At 38.6% G+C, this 18,706-nt stretch carries 21 protein-coding genes; 12 read left to right on the top strand and 9 right to left on the bottom strand.

Features of this window, described 5'->3' with window-relative positions:
* The first annotated feature begins 42 nt into the window (after positions 1 to 42).
* The gene (rhtC, locus tag G9371_RS15470) at positions 43 to 663 is read left to right on the top strand and encodes a threonine export protein RhtC (protein WP_000959256.1); all 621 of its coding nucleotides are present in this window, start codon (positions 43 to 45) and stop codon (positions 661 to 663) included.
* A gap of 42 nt (positions 664 to 705) precedes the next feature.
* Here the strand turns inward: rhtC and G9371_RS15465 are convergent, their stop codons facing one another.
* The 6 genes from G9371_RS15465 to G9371_RS15440 all read right to left on the bottom strand — a co-directional run bounded on the left by G9371_RS15465 (position 706) and on the right by G9371_RS15440 (position 5,068).
* A complete protein-coding gene (locus tag G9371_RS15465) occupies positions 706 to 993 on the bottom strand; it encodes a PA4642 family protein (protein WP_001218560.1) in 288 nt (95 codons plus the stop codon).
* Positions 994 to 1,076: 83 nt separating this feature from the next.
* The gene (gene minE, locus G9371_RS15460; protein ID WP_000896934.1) at positions 1,077 to 1,349 is read right to left on the bottom strand and encodes a cell division topological specificity factor MinE; all 273 of its coding nucleotides are present in this window, start codon (positions 1,347 to 1,349) and stop codon (positions 1,077 to 1,079) included.
* A 2-nt stretch (positions 1,350 to 1,351) separates the two neighbouring features.
* Entirely contained in the window at positions 1,352 to 2,164 is an 813-nt protein-coding gene (gene minD / locus G9371_RS15455; protein WP_001074362.1) for a septum site-determining protein MinD, read from the bottom strand.
* Between the two features lie 70 nt (positions 2,165 to 2,234).
* Positions 2,235 to 2,957, bottom strand: a complete 723-nt coding sequence (gene minC / locus G9371_RS15450; RefSeq protein ID WP_000763675.1) for a septum site-determining protein MinC — start codon at positions 2,955 to 2,957, stop codon at positions 2,235 to 2,237.
* A 121-nt stretch (positions 2,958 to 3,078) separates the two neighbouring features.
* On the bottom strand, positions 3,079 to 4,125 hold the full coding sequence (locus G9371_RS15445; RefSeq protein ID WP_002058587.1) for a hypothetical protein: 1,047 nt from the start codon (positions 4,123 to 4,125) through the stop codon (positions 3,079 to 3,081).
* 16 nt (positions 4,126 to 4,141) lie between these two features.
* Positions 4,142 to 5,068, bottom strand: a complete 927-nt coding sequence (locus G9371_RS15440; protein ID WP_000100975.1) for an acyltransferase — start codon at positions 5,066 to 5,068, stop codon at positions 4,142 to 4,144.
* Positions 5,069 to 5,312: 244 nt separating this feature from the next.
* Between G9371_RS15440 and G9371_RS15435 the strand changes: the two genes are divergently transcribed.
* The 10 genes from G9371_RS15435 to G9371_RS15390 all read left to right on the top strand — a co-directional run bounded on the left by G9371_RS15435 (position 5,313) and on the right by G9371_RS15390 (position 15,328).
* Positions 5,313 to 5,966, top strand: coding sequence for an OmpA family lipoprotein (locus tag G9371_RS15435; protein ID WP_001202418.1), 654 nt, complete (start codon positions 5,313 to 5,315; stop codon positions 5,964 to 5,966).
* 193 nt (positions 5,967 to 6,159) lie between these two features.
* Positions 6,160 to 8,199, top strand: coding sequence for a DNA helicase Rep (gene rep / locus G9371_RS15430; RefSeq protein WP_000093035.1), 2,040 nt, complete (start codon positions 6,160 to 6,162; stop codon positions 8,197 to 8,199).
* 24 nt (positions 8,200 to 8,223) lie between these two features.
* Entirely contained in the window at positions 8,224 to 8,676 is a 453-nt protein-coding gene (gene dut / locus G9371_RS15425) for a dUTP diphosphatase (protein ID WP_000868152.1), read from the top strand.
* Positions 8,677 to 8,875: 199 nt separating this feature from the next.
* Complete coding sequence (locus G9371_RS15420; RefSeq protein WP_001102831.1) at positions 8,876 to 10,294, top strand: phosphomannomutase/phosphoglucomutase; 1,419 nt, start codon at positions 8,876 to 8,878, stop codon at positions 10,292 to 10,294.
* A gap of 14 nt (positions 10,295 to 10,308) precedes the next feature.
* Complete coding sequence (gene argB, locus G9371_RS15415; protein WP_001135419.1) at positions 10,309 to 11,217, top strand: acetylglutamate kinase; 909 nt, start codon at positions 10,309 to 10,311, stop codon at positions 11,215 to 11,217.
* 120 nt (positions 11,218 to 11,337) lie between these two features.
* On the top strand, positions 11,338 to 12,120 hold the full coding sequence (locus G9371_RS15410; protein WP_000890282.1) for a GNAT family N-acetyltransferase: 783 nt from the start codon (positions 11,338 to 11,340) through the stop codon (positions 12,118 to 12,120).
* Between the two features lie 108 nt (positions 12,121 to 12,228).
* Complete coding sequence (locus G9371_RS15405) at positions 12,229 to 13,077, top strand: class II glutamine amidotransferase (protein ID WP_000336554.1); 849 nt, start codon at positions 12,229 to 12,231, stop codon at positions 13,075 to 13,077.
* A 252-nt stretch (positions 13,078 to 13,329) separates the two neighbouring features.
* Positions 13,330 to 13,785, top strand: coding sequence for a bacteriohemerythrin (locus G9371_RS15400; protein ID WP_000782976.1), 456 nt, complete (start codon positions 13,330 to 13,332; stop codon positions 13,783 to 13,785).
* Positions 13,786 to 13,937: 152 nt separating this feature from the next.
* Positions 13,938 to 15,005 (top strand): hypothetical protein, encoded by a 1,068-nt coding sequence (locus G9371_RS15395; RefSeq protein WP_004835750.1) that lies wholly within the window; start codon positions 13,938 to 13,940, stop codon positions 15,003 to 15,005.
* On the top strand, positions 15,005 to 15,328 hold the full coding sequence (locus tag G9371_RS15390) for an RnfH family protein (protein ID WP_000442589.1): 324 nt from the start codon (positions 15,005 to 15,007) through the stop codon (positions 15,326 to 15,328). The genes G9371_RS15395 and G9371_RS15390 overlap by 1 nt, the downstream gene beginning before the upstream one ends.
* Before the next feature lie 54 nt (positions 15,329 to 15,382).
* On the opposite strand, the gene G9371_RS15385 is transcribed toward G9371_RS15390, so the two are convergent.
* A complete protein-coding gene (locus G9371_RS15385) occupies positions 15,383 to 15,781 on the bottom strand; it encodes an outer membrane protein assembly factor BamE (protein WP_001170994.1) in 399 nt (132 codons plus the stop codon).
* 111 nt (positions 15,782 to 15,892) lie between these two features.
* On the opposite strand from G9371_RS15385, the gene fur reads away from it, so the two are divergent.
* On the top strand, positions 15,893 to 16,330 hold the full coding sequence (gene fur, locus G9371_RS15380; RefSeq protein ID WP_001122847.1) for a ferric iron uptake transcriptional regulator: 438 nt from the start codon (positions 15,893 to 15,895) through the stop codon (positions 16,328 to 16,330).
* 69 nt (positions 16,331 to 16,399) lie between these two features.
* Here the strand turns inward: fur and G9371_RS15375 are convergent, their stop codons facing one another.
* Both G9371_RS15375 and G9371_RS15370 read right to left on the bottom strand, forming a co-directional pair.
* On the bottom strand, positions 16,400 to 17,518 hold the full coding sequence (locus tag G9371_RS15375) for a PilT/PilU family type 4a pilus ATPase (protein WP_000347036.1): 1,119 nt from the start codon (positions 17,516 to 17,518) through the stop codon (positions 16,400 to 16,402).
* A 27-nt stretch (positions 17,519 to 17,545) separates the two neighbouring features.
* A complete protein-coding gene (locus tag G9371_RS15370) occupies positions 17,546 to 18,583 on the bottom strand; it encodes a type IV pilus twitching motility protein PilT (RefSeq protein WP_000355489.1) in 1,038 nt (345 codons plus the stop codon).
* Positions 18,584 to 18,706 lie beyond the last annotated feature (123 nt).

Genomic DNA, 18,706 nt, shown 5'->3' with positions numbered 1-18,706 from the left:
TGCTTCTCAATAAATAACAATGAAACAAATCAGGAGGACAACATGTTAGTCGCGTTAATTACGTTAGCTTTTATTCATTTTTGTGCGCTTATTACTCCAGGGCCTGATTTTTTTCTGGTATCACAGACTGCAGTGAGCCGATCTCGTAAAGAAGCAATGCTGGTTGTTGCAGGGATAACAGCGGGTGTTATGTTTTGGGCTTCTTTAGCATTGATGGGCTTAAATATTATTTTTGAGAAAATGGCTTGGTTAAAGCAAGGTTTACTTATTGCAGGCGGTTTATATCTATGCTGGTTAGGATACCAAATGTTGCGTTCGGCATTTTCAAAAAAACAGCAGGAAGAGGTGACAACTGTTGAATTACCAAAAGCGCCGTATTTATTTTTTATGAAGGGATTACTCACCAATTTATCGAACCCTAAAGCTGTGATCTATTTTGGTAGTGTATTCTCTTTATTTTTAGCAAACCCTCAGCTTGATCAAGTCCATTGGCTGCTTTTTATTATTGTGTCGGTTGAAACAATTTTATGGTTCTGCTTTGTGACTTTTATTTTCTCATTACCAAGTTTTAGAGTTGCTTACCGTAATTTTTCAAAATGGATTGATGGTATTTCCGGGGGGATTTTTACCGTTTTCGGTATTTTCCTGATTGGGAATCGATAATTTTAAATAAGAAAAAAGCCTCTTTATGAGGCTTTTTTATTTTTAAGCAAACTTTGCTAAAACTTCTAAAAACGGCGCTGATTGACGTGGAAATTTAGCAATCACGTCATGGATGCGTTCGCCTTCCGGATTAGTCGCATTAATATCTCGTCCATCTGCAACAAATTTAGTTAAAAGACGTTCATAATCATTTGGACGCATATGTTTGAAAGCATGGTAGAGCACATGGAAGTCTGCGTTCACACCATTTGGAGGAAGTTGGTTGAGGTAGGCAAAAACACGCTCATCGGACCATTCTTCATTGAAAGTTGCTGGCTGTGATAATGCCATGACAATCTCCTCATTTTAAAAAAGGCAAAATAACTTGCGTTATTTTGCCTTGATTCTGTTTTATTGAATAGTCAGAAATAGAATTATCGTTCTTCAGGTAAATTGATATTCATTTCTAACATTTCAATGTTCGCCTCAGAACGAACTTGCATTTGGATATGCTGTTCGCCTACACCGCTAACATAACGACTGACCACCTGCATAATTTCTTTCTTCATTTGGTCAATCTTGTCTTGGCTTAAACGACGGCCTAAACCTTGTTCTGATGCAACAATGACTTTTAAACGATCTTTGGCAGTTTGAGCACTTGATGGTTTTTCTTCACTGCTAAATAATTTACTCCAGAATCCTGCCATATCTACGCTCCAAATAGTCGTGCTAACCAGCCTTTAGGTTGAGCTGTGATGTGTCGATAAGGGCGGTCTTCGCCAAGAAAGCGAGCAACCAAGTCATCATACGCTTGTCCAGCTTTAGTTTCTGAATACAGAATAACTGGCTTACCTTCGTTTGATGCTTGTAATACACTTGGACATTCAGGAATAACACCTAATGTCGGTACGCGTAAAATATCTTTAGAAATATCATCAATCGTCAGCATTTCCTGACGGTCAGCACGTTCAGGGTTAAAACGTGTAATACATAAATGTTTACGTATACGTCCTTCGTTGTGTTCAACTTTTTTAGTTTTGCTATCTAACATTCCGATGATGCGGTCAGAGTCACGTACTGAAGAAATTTCAGGGTTTGTCACAATGATTGCTTCATCTGCATGGTACATTGCTAAAATTGCACCACGCTCGATCCCCGCAGGTGAGTCACAAATAATGTAATCAAATTCTTGAGAAAGCTCATCAATTACACGAGCAACACCTTCGTCGCTCAAAGCATCTTTATCACGGGTTTGGGAAGCCGGCAAAATGTAAAGGTTTTCGATATCTTTATCGCGAATAAGGGCTTGTTGCAGACGTGCTTCATTATTAATTACATTGACGAAATCATAAACAACACGACGCTCACAACCCATAATTAAATCAAGGTTACGTAAGCCTACATCAAAGTCAATCACAACAGTTTTATGACCACGAAGGGCTAAACCTGTTGCAAAAGATGCACTCGTTGTAGTTTTACCTACACCACCTTTGCCTGATGTTACGACAACAATTTTGGCCACCGAATCCACTCCTATTATGGTCATACATACACCCTTAAAAGGGCTGTTTTTTGGTGATTTGCTTAATAAACTAAAGTTCTAGAGCTTCAAATTCAAGCTCTTGCTTTTCATTTAAATAAATATGTACTGGCTTTTTTACCACATGTTTAGGGATATCATCTGCGACACAATATGTTCCGGCAATGGAAACGAGTTCAGCCTCTAAAGATTGGCAAAAAATGCGTGCAGCAGCGTGCCCACCCGCACCAGCAATGACTCTACCACGAACCGTGCCATAAATATGTATATTTCCTGAAGCAATCACTTCGGAACCACTATTCATGCCAGCTTTTAAAATAATATCGCCTTGGTCTTGTACAAGAGATTGGCCTGTACGCAAAATTTCATCATGATAAGAGGTAATATGGGCAACTGCATTATTATTTAGTGGTTTTTTTGTTTCTACTGAAGCTTGTGCAGAGGTAGGCTTCTCTACAATTGCAACTTGCTCTGCAGTTGGTTTAATACGTTGTAATGGCTGATCTGCCGGTAATACAGGGAACTGAATGGCGCGTGCTTCGTCGCCTAAAATACCGTCAATGACAGCCATAGGCTGTAAGCCTAAGCTGACTAACAGCTGAATTAAAGCAATAAGCTCTTGTTCAACAGTACTATCTATAATAACGACAGTTCCCTGATAGGAACCTTCATTTAATATATTTGATAATTGCTGGCGGATCACATCATGATCATTCGTATCGAAGGTTATCCTGCTAAAGTTAACCATTCTGCCGGTAATCCGGATATCAGCCATAAGTCTTCCTTCAAGGCGTTAAAACGAGCTGTAATATCGTTAAGTTTATTGTAAATAGAGCAAATGCTAGAACAAATCGTACCAATTCTCTAGCGTGATTTATAAAAAAATAAATAAATGCTTATTCTTTGATTCGATCATACTCCGCGAGTGTTTGTTGCCACTGTTTAACTTTAACTTGTTTACGGACAGCTTCTAGCGTTTCAAAAACGACAGACTCAACCAGCTGCTCAAGTTCATGGTTATCAATATTTATATGGCTAATTTTTTGAGAAATTAATTGATAAGTTGAATTAGGGTGTGCGGCTGAACCTTCAATTAACGGCTCTATTAAACCAGCACTGATATTTTCACCAAGACGTTGACCAATACTTTGAATTTGTTGCTCAATACGTCCCCCTACAAGTGGAATAAGCCTTAATAATTGTGTTAATTCAGGCGTATCTTCTATTGCCTGATCTACAATTTGTCCGACAGCTCGGGTGATTGCAGGCTTTTGTTCTTTTAAAGCAGTTGCTAAAGATTCTTGTAATAGGGCAGTTAGGGTTACGGTAAATTGTTCACGATGATGATTAACCAAATCATGAATAATTTGTTTATGGCTAGAACTCGTTTCAAGCTCGTATCGAATACCGTCAATTACGGTAATCACTACGCGGTCCGACAACTCTTCCATAACCACACGGTAATAAAAGAGACCTGTCTTTCTCCAGCTTTCAGGAATAACCGGATAACCAAGTTCGTGTAAACGGTATGCAATAATCCCGGCACGGGATAAACGTAGAAAACGTAGCTGAGGAATAATAGCTAAAATTTCATACCAGTGAATGAAAGGGAAGAAGAACCAACGCTTATGATGTTTATAAACGATAGCAATTCCCCAACGGACCAGTAGTTCAATAATTAGAAAACCAATAAACCAGGCTTCAGAGGTAATAACCCATGGGTGTAAATGGGTACGGTAGAAAGACAATACTTGGGGCAAATGGATATGTTCAAAGAACCATGCCCCAATACTGCTCATTAAAAAGAAATTGGCTGCAAGACAGAACAGATTGAAAATGATAATAAACACCATAAAGATGTCGTAGACCAAAAACAGCTTAAATGAAAGGCTGCTTGAATCTACACGGTGATATTTCGTTTGCTTTCCGGAACTGTTTTGCATAAAAGTGGATTCTTTTTTAAAGATTCGTAGTCGCGTATTGAGCTTTCATTTTCTCGATGAGCTGATCTTTTTCAGTCCAGAGTTCATGTACCCATTGTTGAAAACGTTCACGGTAAACTTGGTCATCTTCATAATTACCCCCGAGAACCCAGTCTGGTATTTCAATTTTTCGAAGATTGACCGCAATTTTTGAAACGTCACCTAGCCAGAAATCGCCATAACCTGGTACGCCATCAGGGTAGACAATGGTCATATCAACTAAAGCATCAATTTTGTCGCCCAAAATATTTAACGCCAGAGCCAAACCACCTGCTTTAGGTTTTAATAAATGTTTATATGGTGATTTTTGTTGGTCGTGTTTTTCCTGAGTAAAACGAGTCCCTTCCAAATAATTTAATAATGTAAAAGGTTGACTTAAGAGCTGTTCACACGCTTTACGTGCTTCCATCATATCGCGGTCTTTGAGTTCAGGGTTTTTCGCGATTTGCTCTTTTGTATGACGCTTCATCATTGGGAAGCCTAAGATTTTAAAAGCTTGACCCACGAAAGGAATAAAGATGAGCTCCCACTTGGTAAAAAAGCGGGTAAGCGGCATACGGGTTAATCCGAAATATTGGTTTACCGTGGTATCAACCCAACTTTGATGGTTACAAGTCATTAAATAACGGCCTTGCATATTCAGATCAAGGCCTTCGTCAATGCTAATGTCCCATTTTAAATTAGGTAAAACATGATCAATGAGCCAATTATTGACACCAAGCCAGCTATTAGTAATTTGAATATTGGTTTCATCAATTTTTGAAGACTTTTTAAATAGCTTTGTTAAACCTAAAGCTAAGACAGGTGGTCCATGAAAAAAAGTGCTACCTGTGATGACTGTACCTACAGTGAGTCCACGTGTAATTTTTTTTAGCGCAGATTGCTTATTGGGTGCAGTTGACATATAAATGGCCCCGAATATCCAAAATCCATAGAAAGTTGTTCAACTATAACTATCATGAAATGAAATACAACGGTATCTTAGACAACAATGAAGAAATTGTGATGAGTGCACACCTTAAAGTGCATCAAAATATTACAAAAAAATAACTAAACTGTTTATTATTAACAAAATATCAATGTTTTATACTTCCTTTTTGTTTCATTATTCATTCAACAACAAAACACTCAAAGTGAGGAGGCATGCAATGCGTGCATTAGTTATTTCAACAGTGGTAGGGGCAGCAGTAGTACTTTCTGGTTGTCAAACAACAGGTAATAACCTTGGTGGCGTTGAATACGATAAAGCCGCATTAGGTACTTTGAGCGGCGCAGCAGCTGGCTACGGTATTTCTAAATCAAATGCAAACTCTAGCCGTCAAAACAACCGTGCTGCAGCAATTGGTGCAGTTCTTGGTGCAGCTGGCGGTTTATATCTTGACCAAAAAGAGAAAAAATTACGCGAACAAATGGCTGGTACTGGTGTAGAAGTAGGCCGTAACCCAGATGGTTCTGTTCAATTGATCATGCCTGGTAGCATTACTTTTGATACTAACAAATCAAACATCAAGCCAAACTTCTATGCAACTTTGGACAAAGTAGCTCAAACATTGGCTGAAGATAACAAGAGCGCGATTTTAGTTACTGGTTATACAGATAACACTGGTAATGACTCTATTAATATCCCATTATCTCAAGCGCGTGCTCAATCAGTTAAAAACTATTTAGCTGGTAAAGGTGTTCCATCTAGCCGTATCGATGCACAAGGTTATGGTTCTTCTAACCCAATCGCAGACAACTCAACTGCTTCTGGTCGTGAACAAAACCGCCGTGTAGAAATCAGCATTTACGCTAAACAATAAGATCTAGTTTATTGTTTCAAAAACCACCTTCGGGTGGTTTTTTTATGGGTGAAGTATAAAAAATAATCACGACATTCTGCGGCGCATAAATTGCATTATTAGACATCATTTATACATATCCGTAGATTTACTATTGGGATTCTAAAAAAGAGATGACTATAATCATGCTCGAAAAATTAAGAGGTAATACACGATGTCATCTGCCAGTCAACTGAACAACAAGCAAGAAGAAGCCATGAAATATACTCAAGGCCCTTTATTGGTGCTTGCTGGCGCTGGTTCAGGTAAAACATCGGTAATTACGCGTAAAATTGCTTATTTGGTGCAACATTGCCGTATTCCTGCGCATCGTATTACAGCGATGACCTTTACCAATAAAGCTGCACGCGAAATGAAAGAGCGTGTCACTAAGCTTTTATCACGTGAAGAAGCAAAAGGTTTGTCCGTTTCGACCTTCCATACTTTTGGTTTAAATCTTTTACGTTTAGAACTTAAAAATTTACCTTTAAAAGCTAATTTTTCGATTTTGGATGCAGATGACTGTAAACGTATTTTGATGGATTTGATGCATCGCGATAATTTATCGGGTGCAGAGAGTAAAGAGCTAATTGCCAAGGCAATGAAGAAAATTTCAGATTGGAAAAACGATCTGATTTTGCCTGAACAAGCACATTCGACGTGCGAAACTCCTGAAGATGTCCAGTTTGCCCATCTTTATCAACTTTATGAACGTAATTTACGTGCCTACAATGCAGTTGATTTTGATGACCTCATTGTTATGCCTACCCGCTTATTGCAAGAAAATGCAGAAGTGCGTGACAAGTGGCAAAACCGTGTTCGTTACTTGCTAGTGGATGAGTATCAAGATACCAACACCGCGCAATATATTTTGGTGAAATTACTAGTTGGCGTAATGGGGCAGTTTACAGCCGTAGGTGATGATGACCAGTCGATTTATGCATGGCGTGGGGCTAAGCCTGAAAACATGGCTTTGCTTAAACAGGATTTCCCAAATCTTCATATTATTAAGCTTGAACAAAATTACCGCTCGACCAGCCGTATTTTGAAAGCTGCGAACTGTGTGATTCAAAATAACCCGCATATTTTTGATAAAAAATTATGGAGTGATAAAGGCCATGGTGAAGTCATCAGAATTATTACCTGTCGTAATGATGATGATGAAGCAGAACGTGTAGTCAAAGACTTACTGACTCACAAACTTATGAATGGTAAGAACTGGAAAGATTACGCTGTATTGTACCGTGGTAACTTCCAGGCGCGTGTATTGGAAACACAACTTCGCCAAATGCAGATTCCGTACAAACTCTCTGGCGGTACATCGTTTTTCGCTCGTGCAGAAATTAAAGATGTAATGAGTTATTTACGTCTTATTATTAACCCAGAAGATGACAGTGCTTTCTTACGTATTATTAATACGCCTAAACGTGCGATTGGCCCAGTTACTCTTGAGAAGTTAGGCTTATTTGCACAAGAAAATAATTTGTCTTTACTTGGTGCTTCTTCTGACCAGCGCTTAAGTATGGTGCTTCCTAAAAAGGCAGAAACTCAATTGCATGAGTTTGCTGATTTTATCTCGACGTTTACACGTGAGCTGTTGGAAGATGATGAGCCTGTGCCTAAAGTTCGTCAAATGATGAATGAAGCGGGTTATATCGACTATATTCGTGAGCAATCCGCAACGCCTGCGCAAGAGAAAAGTAAGCTCGATAATATTGAGAATTTGTTTAGTAGTATTCAAAACTTAATTAATCGTGCTGAAGATGTTGATGAAAAGAACATTGAAAGTGTGATTCGAAAACTAGTCTTGCTTGATATGTTAGAGCAACAGCAAGAGGAAGAAGACACTGATAAAGTGAACTTACTTACTCTACATGCCGCTAAAGGTTTGGAATTCCCATATGTGTACATTATGGGGCTTGAAGAAGAGCTGTTGCCGCATAAGAACTCGATTGCTGCTGAAACTATTGAAGAAGAACGCCGTCTTATGTACGTGGGAATTACCCGTGCACGTCAAGGCTTAACTTTGACTTTGGCAGAGCAGCGTAAAAATGGTGGTCAAATGAAACAGATGACTCCAAGCCGTTTCCTCGATGAGCTTCCGCAAGATGAGCTCGAATGGTTAGGGCGTAAAAAGAAAATTGCAGCAAATGTTGATCCTAAAGAACAGGCTCAACAATATTTGGCAAATTTAAAAGCTTTATTAAAGCGTTAATTTTTTTAATTTTTAGGAAATCCCATGAAAGTTCAAGTTAAATTGCTCGATCCGCGTTTAGGTAAAGAGTGGCCTTTACCTTCATATGCAACAGCAGGGTCAGCAGGTTTAGATTTACGTGCCTGTTTAGATGAAGCAATTGAGATTGAACCAGGCCAAACTGTTTTGGTTAAAACAGGTATGGCAATTTATATTCATGATGTGAATTTTGCTGGTTTAATTCTACCGCGTTCAGGTTTAGGCCATAAACACGGTATCGTGCTTGGCAACTTAGTTGGTTTGATTGATTCGGATTATCAAGGTGAGTTGATGGTTTCAGTGTGGAACCGTGGTCAAACCACCTTCCGTTTAGAACCGGGTGAGCGTTTAGCACAGTATGTTTTAGTTCCAGTAGTTCAGGCTGAATTTGAGCAAGTAGAGGAATTTGAAGAAACTTTACGTGGCGCAGGCGGTTTTGGTCACACTGGTAAACAATAATTAATTTATAAAAAATAATGAAAAGAAACGCTTGTTTTACAAGTGTTTCTTTTTACACCTTGAATGTTACAATGAATTATATTACAAAACGCTTTACTCATATTCTTTTAACTTTTTTTAGCAAATACCCATTTTTCAGATTTTGAATACTCTATGTTTTTGCGATAGATCAAATTGATCTTTAAATAGAAGATACGCTATGAATGTAAGACACTCATTTCCAAAAAATATTTTCCGTGCTTACGATATTAGAGGCAAACTTTCTTATTTAACTACGGACGTCGTCCGTTCAATTGCCTATGGATTGGCACAACAATATAAACAAGCAGAACAAGCTCAACTGATCATTGGTTATGATGCACGCCTAACGAGTCCGGCTTATGCGCATTTAATCGAAGAGATTTTGGTAGAGCAGGGTTTAAATGTTACAAATATTGGTTGTTGCTCAACCCCGATGATGTACTACATTGCACGGGAGTTTGGTGGTAATGGTATAATGGTAACAGCTAGCCATAACCCTAAATCAGATAATGGTATTAAATGGATTTTAAGAGGTGAACCTCCATCTCCTGAAATGATCCAGCAAGTAGGTGAATTTGCGCAAACTTATGTACCTACTCATACAATTTCATTATTAGAATTATCAACTCCTCAATTTAATTCAGAATTTTGTAAAAAATACCAACAAGCAATCTTTAACGATATTCAACTCAAGCGCCCTTTAAAAGTTGTATTAGATGGCCTACATGGATCGGCAGGGCACTGCTCAAAACTCGTACTTGAAAAAATGGGTTGTGAAGTCATTGCTTTACGTACGACTCCAAATGGTGAGTTCCCTGATCATGCACCAGACCCTTCACATGCTGCGCATTTAAAAGAACTACATAAAACGATTATTGAACAGGGGGCAGATATTGGTATTGCCCTTGATGGTGATGGCGACCGTGTCGTATTGCTTGATGAAAAAGCCAATATACTTACTGCTGACCGTTTATTGTCACTATTTGCACAAATGTGTCTGGAGCAGCAACCAGACAAAGAAATTGTATTTGATGTGAAATGCTCGCTCATGGTTCAAAGAACCGTAGAGCGACTTGGTGGTAAACCCAAAATGATTCGCACGGGAAGTAGCTTCCTGCGCGCGTATTTATCCCAATCAAATGGTAACGCTATTTTTGGAGGCGAATACGCGGGTCATTATGTATTTAATGATGGGCGTGGTTTTGGGTATGATGATGGTTTGTACGCTGCATTACGTGTAATGGAATATTTCACCGAGTCGAATGCGACCACAATTTCTGATTTATTTTCTAATTATCCTGAAAGATGCTGTACCGAAGATACTTATATTGGTACCCATCAGTCCGACCCTAAACATGTACTACAAGATATTGAAATTTTAAGCCATCGTTTGGGTGCTCGAATTAGTAAAATTGATGGCGTACGTCTTGATTTTGATGATGGTTTTGGCATTATTCGAGCATCAAATACAGGTGAGTATTTTACCGTAAGATTTGACGCTGATAATCCTTTACGTTTAAAGGAAATCCAGCAAAAATTTATTGATATGTTGCAAGAGCGTTATCCGCAAATTGCACAAGAACTTTCTGAGGCCTAATAAGGAGAGGCGCAATGCCACAAGATCAGCATCTCGGCGTCGACAAAGCAAAAATCTTGATTGAAGCTTTGCCATATATTCAACGTTTTTCTGGTAAGACGCTGGTGGTGAAATACGGTGGTAATGCGATGACTGATCCTGAATTGGAAAGTTCATTTGCCCGCGATATCGTTTTACTTAAAACTGTGGGTTTAAACCCGATTGTTGTGCATGGCGGTGGCCCACAAGTTGACTCTTTCTTAAAGCAATTAGGACGTGAGTCTGACCGTATTGATGGTATGCGTGTGACCGATGAAGCTACGATGGAAGTGGTTGAAATGGTCCTAGGCGGTAGCGTAAACAAATCTATTGTTAATTTGATTAATAAACACGGCGGCCGTGCAATTGGCTTGACTGGTCAAGATGGCAACCTATTACGTGCCCGTAAATTATTAATGGAAAAACAAGAAGAGGACGGTTCTATCAAACATATCGATTTAGGTATGGTTGGTGAGGTGACCGGGGTTAAAACTGACGTATTAGAGATGTTTACTCAAAGCGACTTTATTCCTGTTATTGCTCCATTAGGTGTTGATGAAAAAGGTAATACTTACAATATTAATGCTGACTTGGTGGCTGGGAAGGTCGCAGAAGCATTAGGCGCAGAAAAATTAATTCTGCTGACTAATATTAGTGGCGTATTAGATGAAAACAAAAACCTTTTAACCGGTTTAACGACACAAGAAGTTGACCGTTTAATCGAAACAGGCGTAATTTACGGTGGAATGATTCCTAAAGTAGGCTGTGCCCTTGACGCTGTAAAAGGTGGTGTTGTGAGCGCACATATTGTTGACGGTCGTGTACCGCACGCAACATTACTTGAAATCTTTACAGATCACGGGGTTGGTACGCTTATTTCTAACCGTACACAAACAACTCACTAAACCTTATTATTTTTTATTAAAAGATCACGCTAAGTGGTCTTTTTTTATGCCATTTAATTTTGGTCATTTTTTTGTCATGAGCTTTGACTAGTGTAGTGGGTGTCACTAGGAGCGTTCATTATGCTGGAAAAATTTAATCAATATCGCCAAACCTGGACTTTACCTTTAAATCGCCATAAGGCTAACAATCAAACACAATTCCGCTTTGAATGGGTTGATAATTTAAAAGAATTACAAGATGTACAACGGTTTCGTGCACAACAATTTAGTAAACAATTCGGCATTCAATTTGAAGATAATTTAGATCAAGATATTTACGATTTTGGCTGTGAGCATGCTGTATTAAGAGAAAAATGGACAGGAGAGATAGTTGCTTATACACGACTTAAGCTCTTTCAAGGCCATGAAATAGGGCAAAGTTACAGTGCTAATGAGTTTGACATTGTTCCACACTTGTCGCATTTGCCAAATGTATTAGAGATAGGGCGTACTTGTGTGCATCCACGTTTTCGTAATGGTAAGGCACTTTCAACATTATGGCTGAATCTTGCACCTAAAGTATTGTGGTCAATGCGTGCTAAATATTTGATGGGATGTGTCAGTATTCATCTGCAAGATAATTTGGCTAGAGCGTACTATACGCACCGTCAAATTCAGCAGTTACCGGACATTAAAACCATCGATATTCGTTCTAAGAAAATCTATGAACCTGAATATCCGGAGTTTAGTTTCCCTCAAGATGAGCGGATGCCGAAACTATTCCAAATGTATTTGAGTATGCAGTCTAAATTATCTAAAGATGCCTTCTTTGATGCTGAATTTAACTGTCTCGATTACTTTGTATTTTTAGAAGTGAATAAAATTGCCACTTCGTTTGTAATGAACAAAATGGCTCAGCGATAAAGTTATCTTATATTTTGTAATAGCGAGCGCATATTGGGATTTACAAGCCAATTTACTCTCATGCACAATAGTACGCATGGGGTAATGAAGTGAAAGTTTAAAAACAATATGTGCCAGCTATTAGGAATGAATTGTGCAACACCAACGGATATCACTTTTTCTTTCCGTGGTTTTTCACAACGCGCAGGAATTACCTCTGACCATAGTGATGGTTTTGGTATTGCCTTTTTTGAAGATAAGGCATGCCGTTTATTTGTAGATAACCAGTCTGCAGTTGAATCACCAATTGCTGATCTTATTCGTAATTATCCCATTAAATCACGTAATGTAATCGCACATATTCGTAAGGCGACTCAAGGCAAAATTACGCTTGAGAACTCACATCCTTTTATTCGGGAGTTATGGGGACGTCACTGGATTTTTGCCCATAATGGCGATTTACATGATTTTAATCCACCCTTGAGCGGACGTTTTACGCCGGTAGGGAATACCGATAGCGAAAGAGCATTTTGTTATTTATTAGATCAACTGGTCGAAGTATTTGGTTATGAAGAACCAACGCTTGAGCAGATATTTGAAGTATTAGAAAAGATTTCTCCTCAAATTGCAGAATATGGGACATTTAATTTCTGTTTATCGAATGGACAAGCTTTATTTAGTTATGCGATTACCAAATTACATTGGTTAGTTCGAGAATATCCATTTAATAATGCACATTTAATTGATTTAGATGTTGAGGTTGATTTTAGTCAGGTGACGACTCCTGAAGATCGAGTTGCAGTAATTACCACTGAGCCTTTAACTCATAATGAAACATGGATTGCTTATCAACCTGGTGAAATGATTTTATTTCAACATGGTAAACCTATAAAAAAAGCGATTACTCAAGTTGAAAGATTAATACGTGAAGAGAAAAATCCTGAACTTAAGCGTATTACTCGTGCTGACCAATATTAATTTTTTATTGAAAGAAATGTAATTTCTTAAGAAATATATATTTTTGTTTATTTAATAATAAAGTATTTTGTTTAAAAAATACTTTATCTTTTTAGTTGGTTAATATTAATTAATTTTTTAAAAATCAAAAACTTATTTATTTATTCATTTTTATTTATTTAAAGCCGACAAAATAGCTTTGTTTTTATTTATACCCTTTAAAGATAAGATGCAGTTTATGCAACAGTCATTGAACATCATTGGGGGTGATGTATGAAAATGAAATGGGCTTCAGAATATAATACTGGTATTGACGTTATTGATGAGCAGCATAAACGAATACTGGATTATATTAATGAGATTGATGATGTAAAAGATGATGAGGATAGACGTCGTATTAAAGATGTTTTAGACAATATTATTGATTATACGCAATCACATTTTACCTTTGAAGAAAGTTTACAAGAGGAAGCGGATTATAAATATAGAGTGCCTCATAAACGTGTACATGACTTGTTTATTAAAAAAATAGAGTTATATCGTGAACGTTTTGAAATGGGCCATACGATTGAAGCAGAATTACAAGAGATCTTGGCTAAATGGTTAATTAACCATATTCAACATGATGATGCCGATTATGTGGGGGCAGTAAAAGAAAATATGATGGGGATTATTAGAGAAAAAGAAAAGAAGAAAGGAAAGAACTGGTTCGCCCGTTTTTTCTCATAACCTTAACTAAAAAAACTCTAATATACAGTTAGCGCGGCAAACTATCGTTTCGGTGGTTTGCTTTTTTTATTGTGCAAACTTTGATTTTCATGCATGAGACGGGCAAAATATCTATAGACTTTTTCAAGGAATGCATAATGCAGGACATACCTATGTCACGATGGTTATCGCCTCTTATGGCGTTTTGCTTATCTTTTGTCATCATGGCCACTTTGGCACCAACCATGGGAATCCAGATAGATCGTCAAATCGATTTCTGGTTATTGTGGTTTGGCACTATGTTGTTATTGGCATTACCAGTTTGTTATTTGGAAATTGCTTTAGCAAAACGATCAAAAACAACCGCTTTAAATGCGTTATCGAGTTTAACTCGTGAAGCTGATAGTTCCCCTAAATGGCGTGTGGTTGGCTGGCTTGCTGTTGTTTTTATTCCTTTCTTAGCGGGTAACGTTCTAAGTACTGCGAGCAATATATTAGTTGCACAGTTTGCCCCAAGCATTTCCGGTCAAATTATTTTTGCAGGCCTTGCAGTTGCTGCCTTGGTATTATCTTTTATTCCACGCCAAATACTTATTCTATTAATGACCTTAGGAGTAATCGCTTCTATTGTGTTGGCAAATATGATGGGCTCGACTTTACAACCTTGGCATTGGACCAGTGTTGAGTTTAAGGAGTGGGGTAATGCAACTGTACTTGCACTTGTCGCGAGCGGGTTAGGTTTAGGGCTTTACTGGCAAAATAGTGTAGGTGCTGTTCAGGCGCAAGAAGGAGCAACAAAAACTGTTCTTCCAATTTGGTTAGCTCAGCTCATTGCTGTGGTTGCTTTTGGCTTTTTCTCGCTTCAGGCTCAATTACCTGTTTTAACGTGGATATTTACTGGTGTAATGACATCCGCGTTATTTGTGCAGTTGGCTAGAGAACAACTTGCTCAGCGTCAGCTTATGCCTGTTTTACAATGGGTGATTATTGTTGTAGCAATTGCAGTTTGGGCTGTGCCGGAAGTTCATAATTTATTCACGCTTATTCTTATGCTGTGGGGCTTACTTATTTGCTTAATCTATGCAATTTTTGCAGGTTGGATTATGAAAATTAGCCACTTGCGTAAATCGATGAATTTCAGCAATGAGCTTTTTTATAACCTATGGCGTATTGCTGTACGTATCGTATTGCCGCTTTCAACTATTGTGGCAATGATTGCTGTAATTGGACAAAGTATCTAATGGAACGTACACAACAAGTTTGGGTCGCTTTTGCGGTACCGGAACAACAGTTTTTAATTTCTGTTCCATTTGAAGAGGGAATGACTGCTGCACAGGCAGTTCAAGCAAGTGGTTTATCAAATCAAGTTGATTTGCCTGAACCACTTCAGCTCGGCATTTTTGGAGTAAAAGTAGAAACTAATGCGGTATTACACGCGGGTGATCGAGTTGAGGTTTATCGACCATTAACGATTAATCCAAAAGATATTCGCCGGAAACGTGCTGCGAAAAACCCTGTAGGCAGATACATTAAAGGCAATCGCTTTAAGCAATCAGCTCAATAAGCAAAACCCCTCAAGTATTTCACTAGAGGGGTTTCTTTTTATTAGAAAAAACGATTATAGTGGTGGGGCAGTTAAAATTGCTTCTTTGGAAGCAGGTAAACCTGGTTGCGATTCTGGAATAGTCTCTAAACCTTCAATTTTAGTTACGGTTCCAGTTCCATCAAAGTAAATTTTTAAATGCTGACCATGTGCTGCGGGGATTTTCGCTTTTTTAGCATATGTTCCCGGGATATAGTTGTAGATATAGTCCCAACGTTGTGGATTGAGGGGATCAGTCACTGTTGGGCTACCAAGCAAAAAGCGCACTTGCTGGAAATTCATGCCGACCTGTACTTGAGAGGCTTGAGCTTTAGTCAATGGAGTCCCTTGAGGAATATCAACCTTATATACACCAAAGATTGAACAACCAGCTAGGAGTGAAGTGACGAATAACGTCAGCACGAGTTTTTGCATTTTGCTACACTATCCCAATAAATTATGATGCATTTGATCAAAGGATAGATCATACTTCATCTAAATTCTATTGCCTATTCCAACTTGAGATTTGTTGAGAGACCTTTTTTCATGCCTATTTCCAATCAAGATTTGCGCAAAGCTGGACTTAAAGTTACCCTTCCACGAATTAAGATTTTGGAATTATTAGAAAATTCAAAACAACATCATCTTAGCGCCGAAGATATTTACAAGACTTTGTTAGAGCAAGGGGAAGATGTCGGACTTGCAACAGTTTACCGTGTGTTAACACAATTTGAAGCTGCGGGTATTATTCAACGTCATCATTTTGAAAATAACCATTCTGTTTTCGAAATCATGCAAGAAGATCATCACGATCACTTAGTATGCCAAAACTGTAACAAAGTCATTGAATTTACTAATGATGTTATCGAGAAAGAACAGCATTCTGTAGCAGAACAACATGGGTTTACCTTAACGGGTCACTCATTAAATCTCTATGGTTACTGTAATGAACCTGAATGTCAGGAAGCATTGCGCAAGAAATAATCGTTTTCACATAAAGAAAACAAATAAAAAAGGAAGGTTACGTTTAACCTTCCTTTTTTTATGAAGAAATTACTGGCGGTCAAAAGTTAAATGCTGTTTCCCGTCTGATAATTGATCGGGACCTTCATCAGCAAGTTTAATGGTTAAACGTAAATCGTTCGGTGAGTCAGCATGTTTAAGTGCATCTTTGTAGGTAATTTGACCAGCTTTATATAAATCAAATAAAGCTTGGTCAAAGGTCTGCATACCAAGTTCACGTGAGCGTTTCATCAAATCTTTAATTTCATGAATTTCACCTTTACGGATGTAGTCTGAAATTAATGGTGAGTTAATTAAAATCTCAATTGCTGCACGGCGTGAATTACCATCTGGTGTTGGAATGAGCTGCTGCGCAATCATAGCCTTTAAGTTAAGTGACAAGTCCATGTAAAGCTGACTATGACGATCACTTTCAAAAAAGTGAATAATACGGTCGAGCGCTTGGTTGGCGTTGTTAGCGTGCATGGTAGCTAATACAAGGTGACCTGTTTCAGCAAAGCCAATCGCATAGTCCATGACTTCACGAGAACGGATCTCACCAATTAAGATCACATCCGGCGCTTGTCGTAGTGTATTTTTCAAGGCAATTTCAAATGAGTCGGTATCGATCCCGACTTCACGCTGAGTAATGATGCAACCTGCATGTTCGTGAATAAACTCAATCGGGTCTTCAATGGTAATGATATGGCCCTTAGAGTTATGGTTACGATGGCTGATCATTGAAGCCAATGAAGTGGATTTACCTGTACCTGTCGCGCCTACGAAAATAATAATGCCGCGTTTGGTCATCGATAAATCTTTAAGTACAGGCGGTAACTGCAAGTCATCAATTGAAGGAATCTTGGTTTCAATACGACGTAGTACCATGCCCGGCATGTCGCGCTGCTGAAAAGCACTGACACGAAAACGCGCCGTTTTTTCACGGTTCATAATGGCAAAGTTACATTCACGAGTTTCTGCAAATTCTTTGCGTTGTTTTTCACTCATGATGGAATGTAATAGTTGACCAATTACTTCGCCTGAAAGACTATTTTTTGAAATTGGAACAATTTGCCCGTTAATCTTCATAGAGGGCGCAACGCCATCTGTAATAAAAAGATCCGATGATTTTTTTTCAACCATCAGGTTGAGCAAGTCATTAAAATCCATAATTGTATTCTCGCTATTTTGTTGTTTTTATAAGAATGATTCAGGCTGTTTTGCTGCAGTACGAGCCGTTTGCGGGCTAATTACACCGCGAGCGACTAAGCCTTTTAAGCTTTGGTCGAGTGTGGTCATGCCATGATTGGCACCAGTTTGAATGGCTGAGTACATTTGCGCGACTTTGTTTTCACGAATTAAGTTACGAATAGCCGGAATACCAATCATGATCTCATGTGCTGCGACACGGCCACCGCCATTCTTTTTAAGCAGGGTTTGTGAAATAACCGCTTGTAAAGATTCAGACAGCATGGCACGAACCATGTCTTTTTCTTCGGCAGGGAATACGTCAATCACACGGTCAATGGTTTTTGCTGCCGACGTGGTGTGGAGCGTACCAAACACCAAGTGACCTGTTTCGGCAGCAGTTAATGCTAAACGAATGGTTTCAAGGTCACGCATCTCACCGACCAAAATAATATCTGGGTCTTCACGCAGTGCTGAGCGAAGTGCTTCATTAAAGCCGTGTGTGTCACGATGCACTTCACGCTGGTTAATGAGACATTTCTTAGATTGATGTACAAATTCGATTGGATCTTCCACCGTTAAAATATGGTCATAGCGGTTTTCGTTAATATAATCGAGCATCGCTGCAAGCGTAGTTGATTTACCCGAACCTGTTGGTCCTGTCACCAGTACAATGCCACGAGGATAGTCGCAAATATCTTTAAAGATTTGTCCTAGACCTAGATCTTCCATGGTGAGGACTTTAGATGGAATGGTACGAAATACTGCACCAGCACCACGGTTTTGGTTAAATGCGTTAACACGGAAACGCGCAACATTAGGTACTTCAAAAGAAAAGTCAGTTTCGAGTTTTTCTTCATAGTCACGGCGCTGTTTATCATTCATGATGTCGTAAACAAGACGGTGGACATCTTTATGTTCTAGAGCTGGTAAGTTAATACGACGAACTTCACCGTCAACACGAATCATTGGTGGCATGCCAGCAGAAAGATGTAAATCGGACGCGCCATTTTTCACAGAGAAGGCGAGTAGCTCTGTAATATCCATAATTTCCCCAAGTAAATCAAAATATGTCATTATTTTGTAGAATAATATACGGCTTTCACCGAGGCTTACCAACACCCCGCTTTAGGTGAAAAGCAAAAAAGTTTTTTGAAAATGAGAACCTTG

This window comes from Acinetobacter sp. EKM10A, from assembly GCF_011075215.1.
Classification (GTDB): Bacteria; Pseudomonadota; Gammaproteobacteria; order Pseudomonadales; family Moraxellaceae; genus Acinetobacter; species Acinetobacter baumannii.
The sequence above is the reverse complement of the archived record's forward strand: the minus strand, read 5'-3'. Positions and strand labels throughout refer to the sequence as shown.

What these genes read in the sequence shown, in the direction of transcription:
- rhtC (WP_000959256.1), top strand. Translation starts at nt 43, where the DNA reads ATGTTAGTCGCGTTAATTACGTTAGCTTTTATTCATTTTTGTGCGCTT.
- G9371_RS15465 (WP_001218560.1), bottom strand. Translation starts at nt 993, where the DNA reads ATGGCATTATCACAGCCAGCAACTTTCAATGAAGAATGGTCCGATGAG.
- minE (WP_000896934.1), bottom strand. Translation starts at nt 1,349, where the DNA reads ATGGCAGGATTCTGGAGTAAATTATTTAGCAGTGAAGAAAAACCATCA.
- minC (WP_000763675.1), bottom strand. Translation starts at nt 2,957, where the DNA reads ATGGCTGATATCCGGATTACCGGCAGAATGGTTAACTTTAGCAGGATA.
- G9371_RS15445 (WP_002058587.1), bottom strand. Translation starts at nt 4,125, where the DNA reads ATGCAAAACAGTTCCGGAAAGCAAACGAAATATCACCGTGTAGATTCA.
- G9371_RS15440 (WP_000100975.1), bottom strand. Translation starts at nt 5,068, where the DNA reads ATGTCAACTGCACCCAATAAGCAATCTGCGCTAAAAAAAATTACACGT.
- G9371_RS15435 (WP_001202418.1), top strand. Translation starts at nt 5,313, where the DNA reads ATGCGTGCATTAGTTATTTCAACAGTGGTAGGGGCAGCAGTAGTACTT.
- rep (WP_000093035.1), top strand. Translation starts at nt 6,160, where the DNA reads ATGTCATCTGCCAGTCAACTGAACAACAAGCAAGAAGAAGCCATGAAA.
- dut (WP_000868152.1), top strand. Translation starts at nt 8,224, where the DNA reads ATGAAAGTTCAAGTTAAATTGCTCGATCCGCGTTTAGGTAAAGAGTGG.
- G9371_RS15420 (WP_001102831.1), top strand. Translation starts at nt 8,876, where the DNA reads ATGAATGTAAGACACTCATTTCCAAAAAATATTTTCCGTGCTTACGAT.
- argB (WP_001135419.1), top strand. Translation starts at nt 10,309, where the DNA reads ATGCCACAAGATCAGCATCTCGGCGTCGACAAAGCAAAAATCTTGATT.
- G9371_RS15410 (WP_000890282.1), top strand. Translation starts at nt 11,338, where the DNA reads ATGCTGGAAAAATTTAATCAATATCGCCAAACCTGGACTTTACCTTTA.
- G9371_RS15405 (WP_000336554.1), top strand. Translation starts at nt 12,229, where the DNA reads ATGTGCCAGCTATTAGGAATGAATTGTGCAACACCAACGGATATCACT.
- G9371_RS15400 (WP_000782976.1), top strand. Translation starts at nt 13,330, where the DNA reads ATGAAAATGAAATGGGCTTCAGAATATAATACTGGTATTGACGTTATT.
- G9371_RS15395 (WP_004835750.1), top strand. Translation starts at nt 13,938, where the DNA reads ATGTCACGATGGTTATCGCCTCTTATGGCGTTTTGCTTATCTTTTGTC.
- G9371_RS15390 (WP_000442589.1), top strand. Translation starts at nt 15,005, where the DNA reads ATGGAACGTACACAACAAGTTTGGGTCGCTTTTGCGGTACCGGAACAA.
- G9371_RS15385 (WP_001170994.1), bottom strand. Translation starts at nt 15,781, where the DNA reads ATGCAAAAACTCGTGCTGACGTTATTCGTCACTTCACTCCTAGCTGGT.
- fur (WP_001122847.1), top strand. Translation starts at nt 15,893, where the DNA reads ATGCCTATTTCCAATCAAGATTTGCGCAAAGCTGGACTTAAAGTTACC.
- G9371_RS15375 (WP_000347036.1), bottom strand. Translation starts at nt 17,518, where the DNA reads ATGGATTTTAATGACTTGCTCAACCTGATGGTTGAAAAAAAATCATCG.
- G9371_RS15370 (WP_000355489.1), bottom strand. Translation starts at nt 18,583, where the DNA reads ATGGATATTACAGAGCTACTCGCCTTCTCTGTGAAAAATGGCGCGTCC.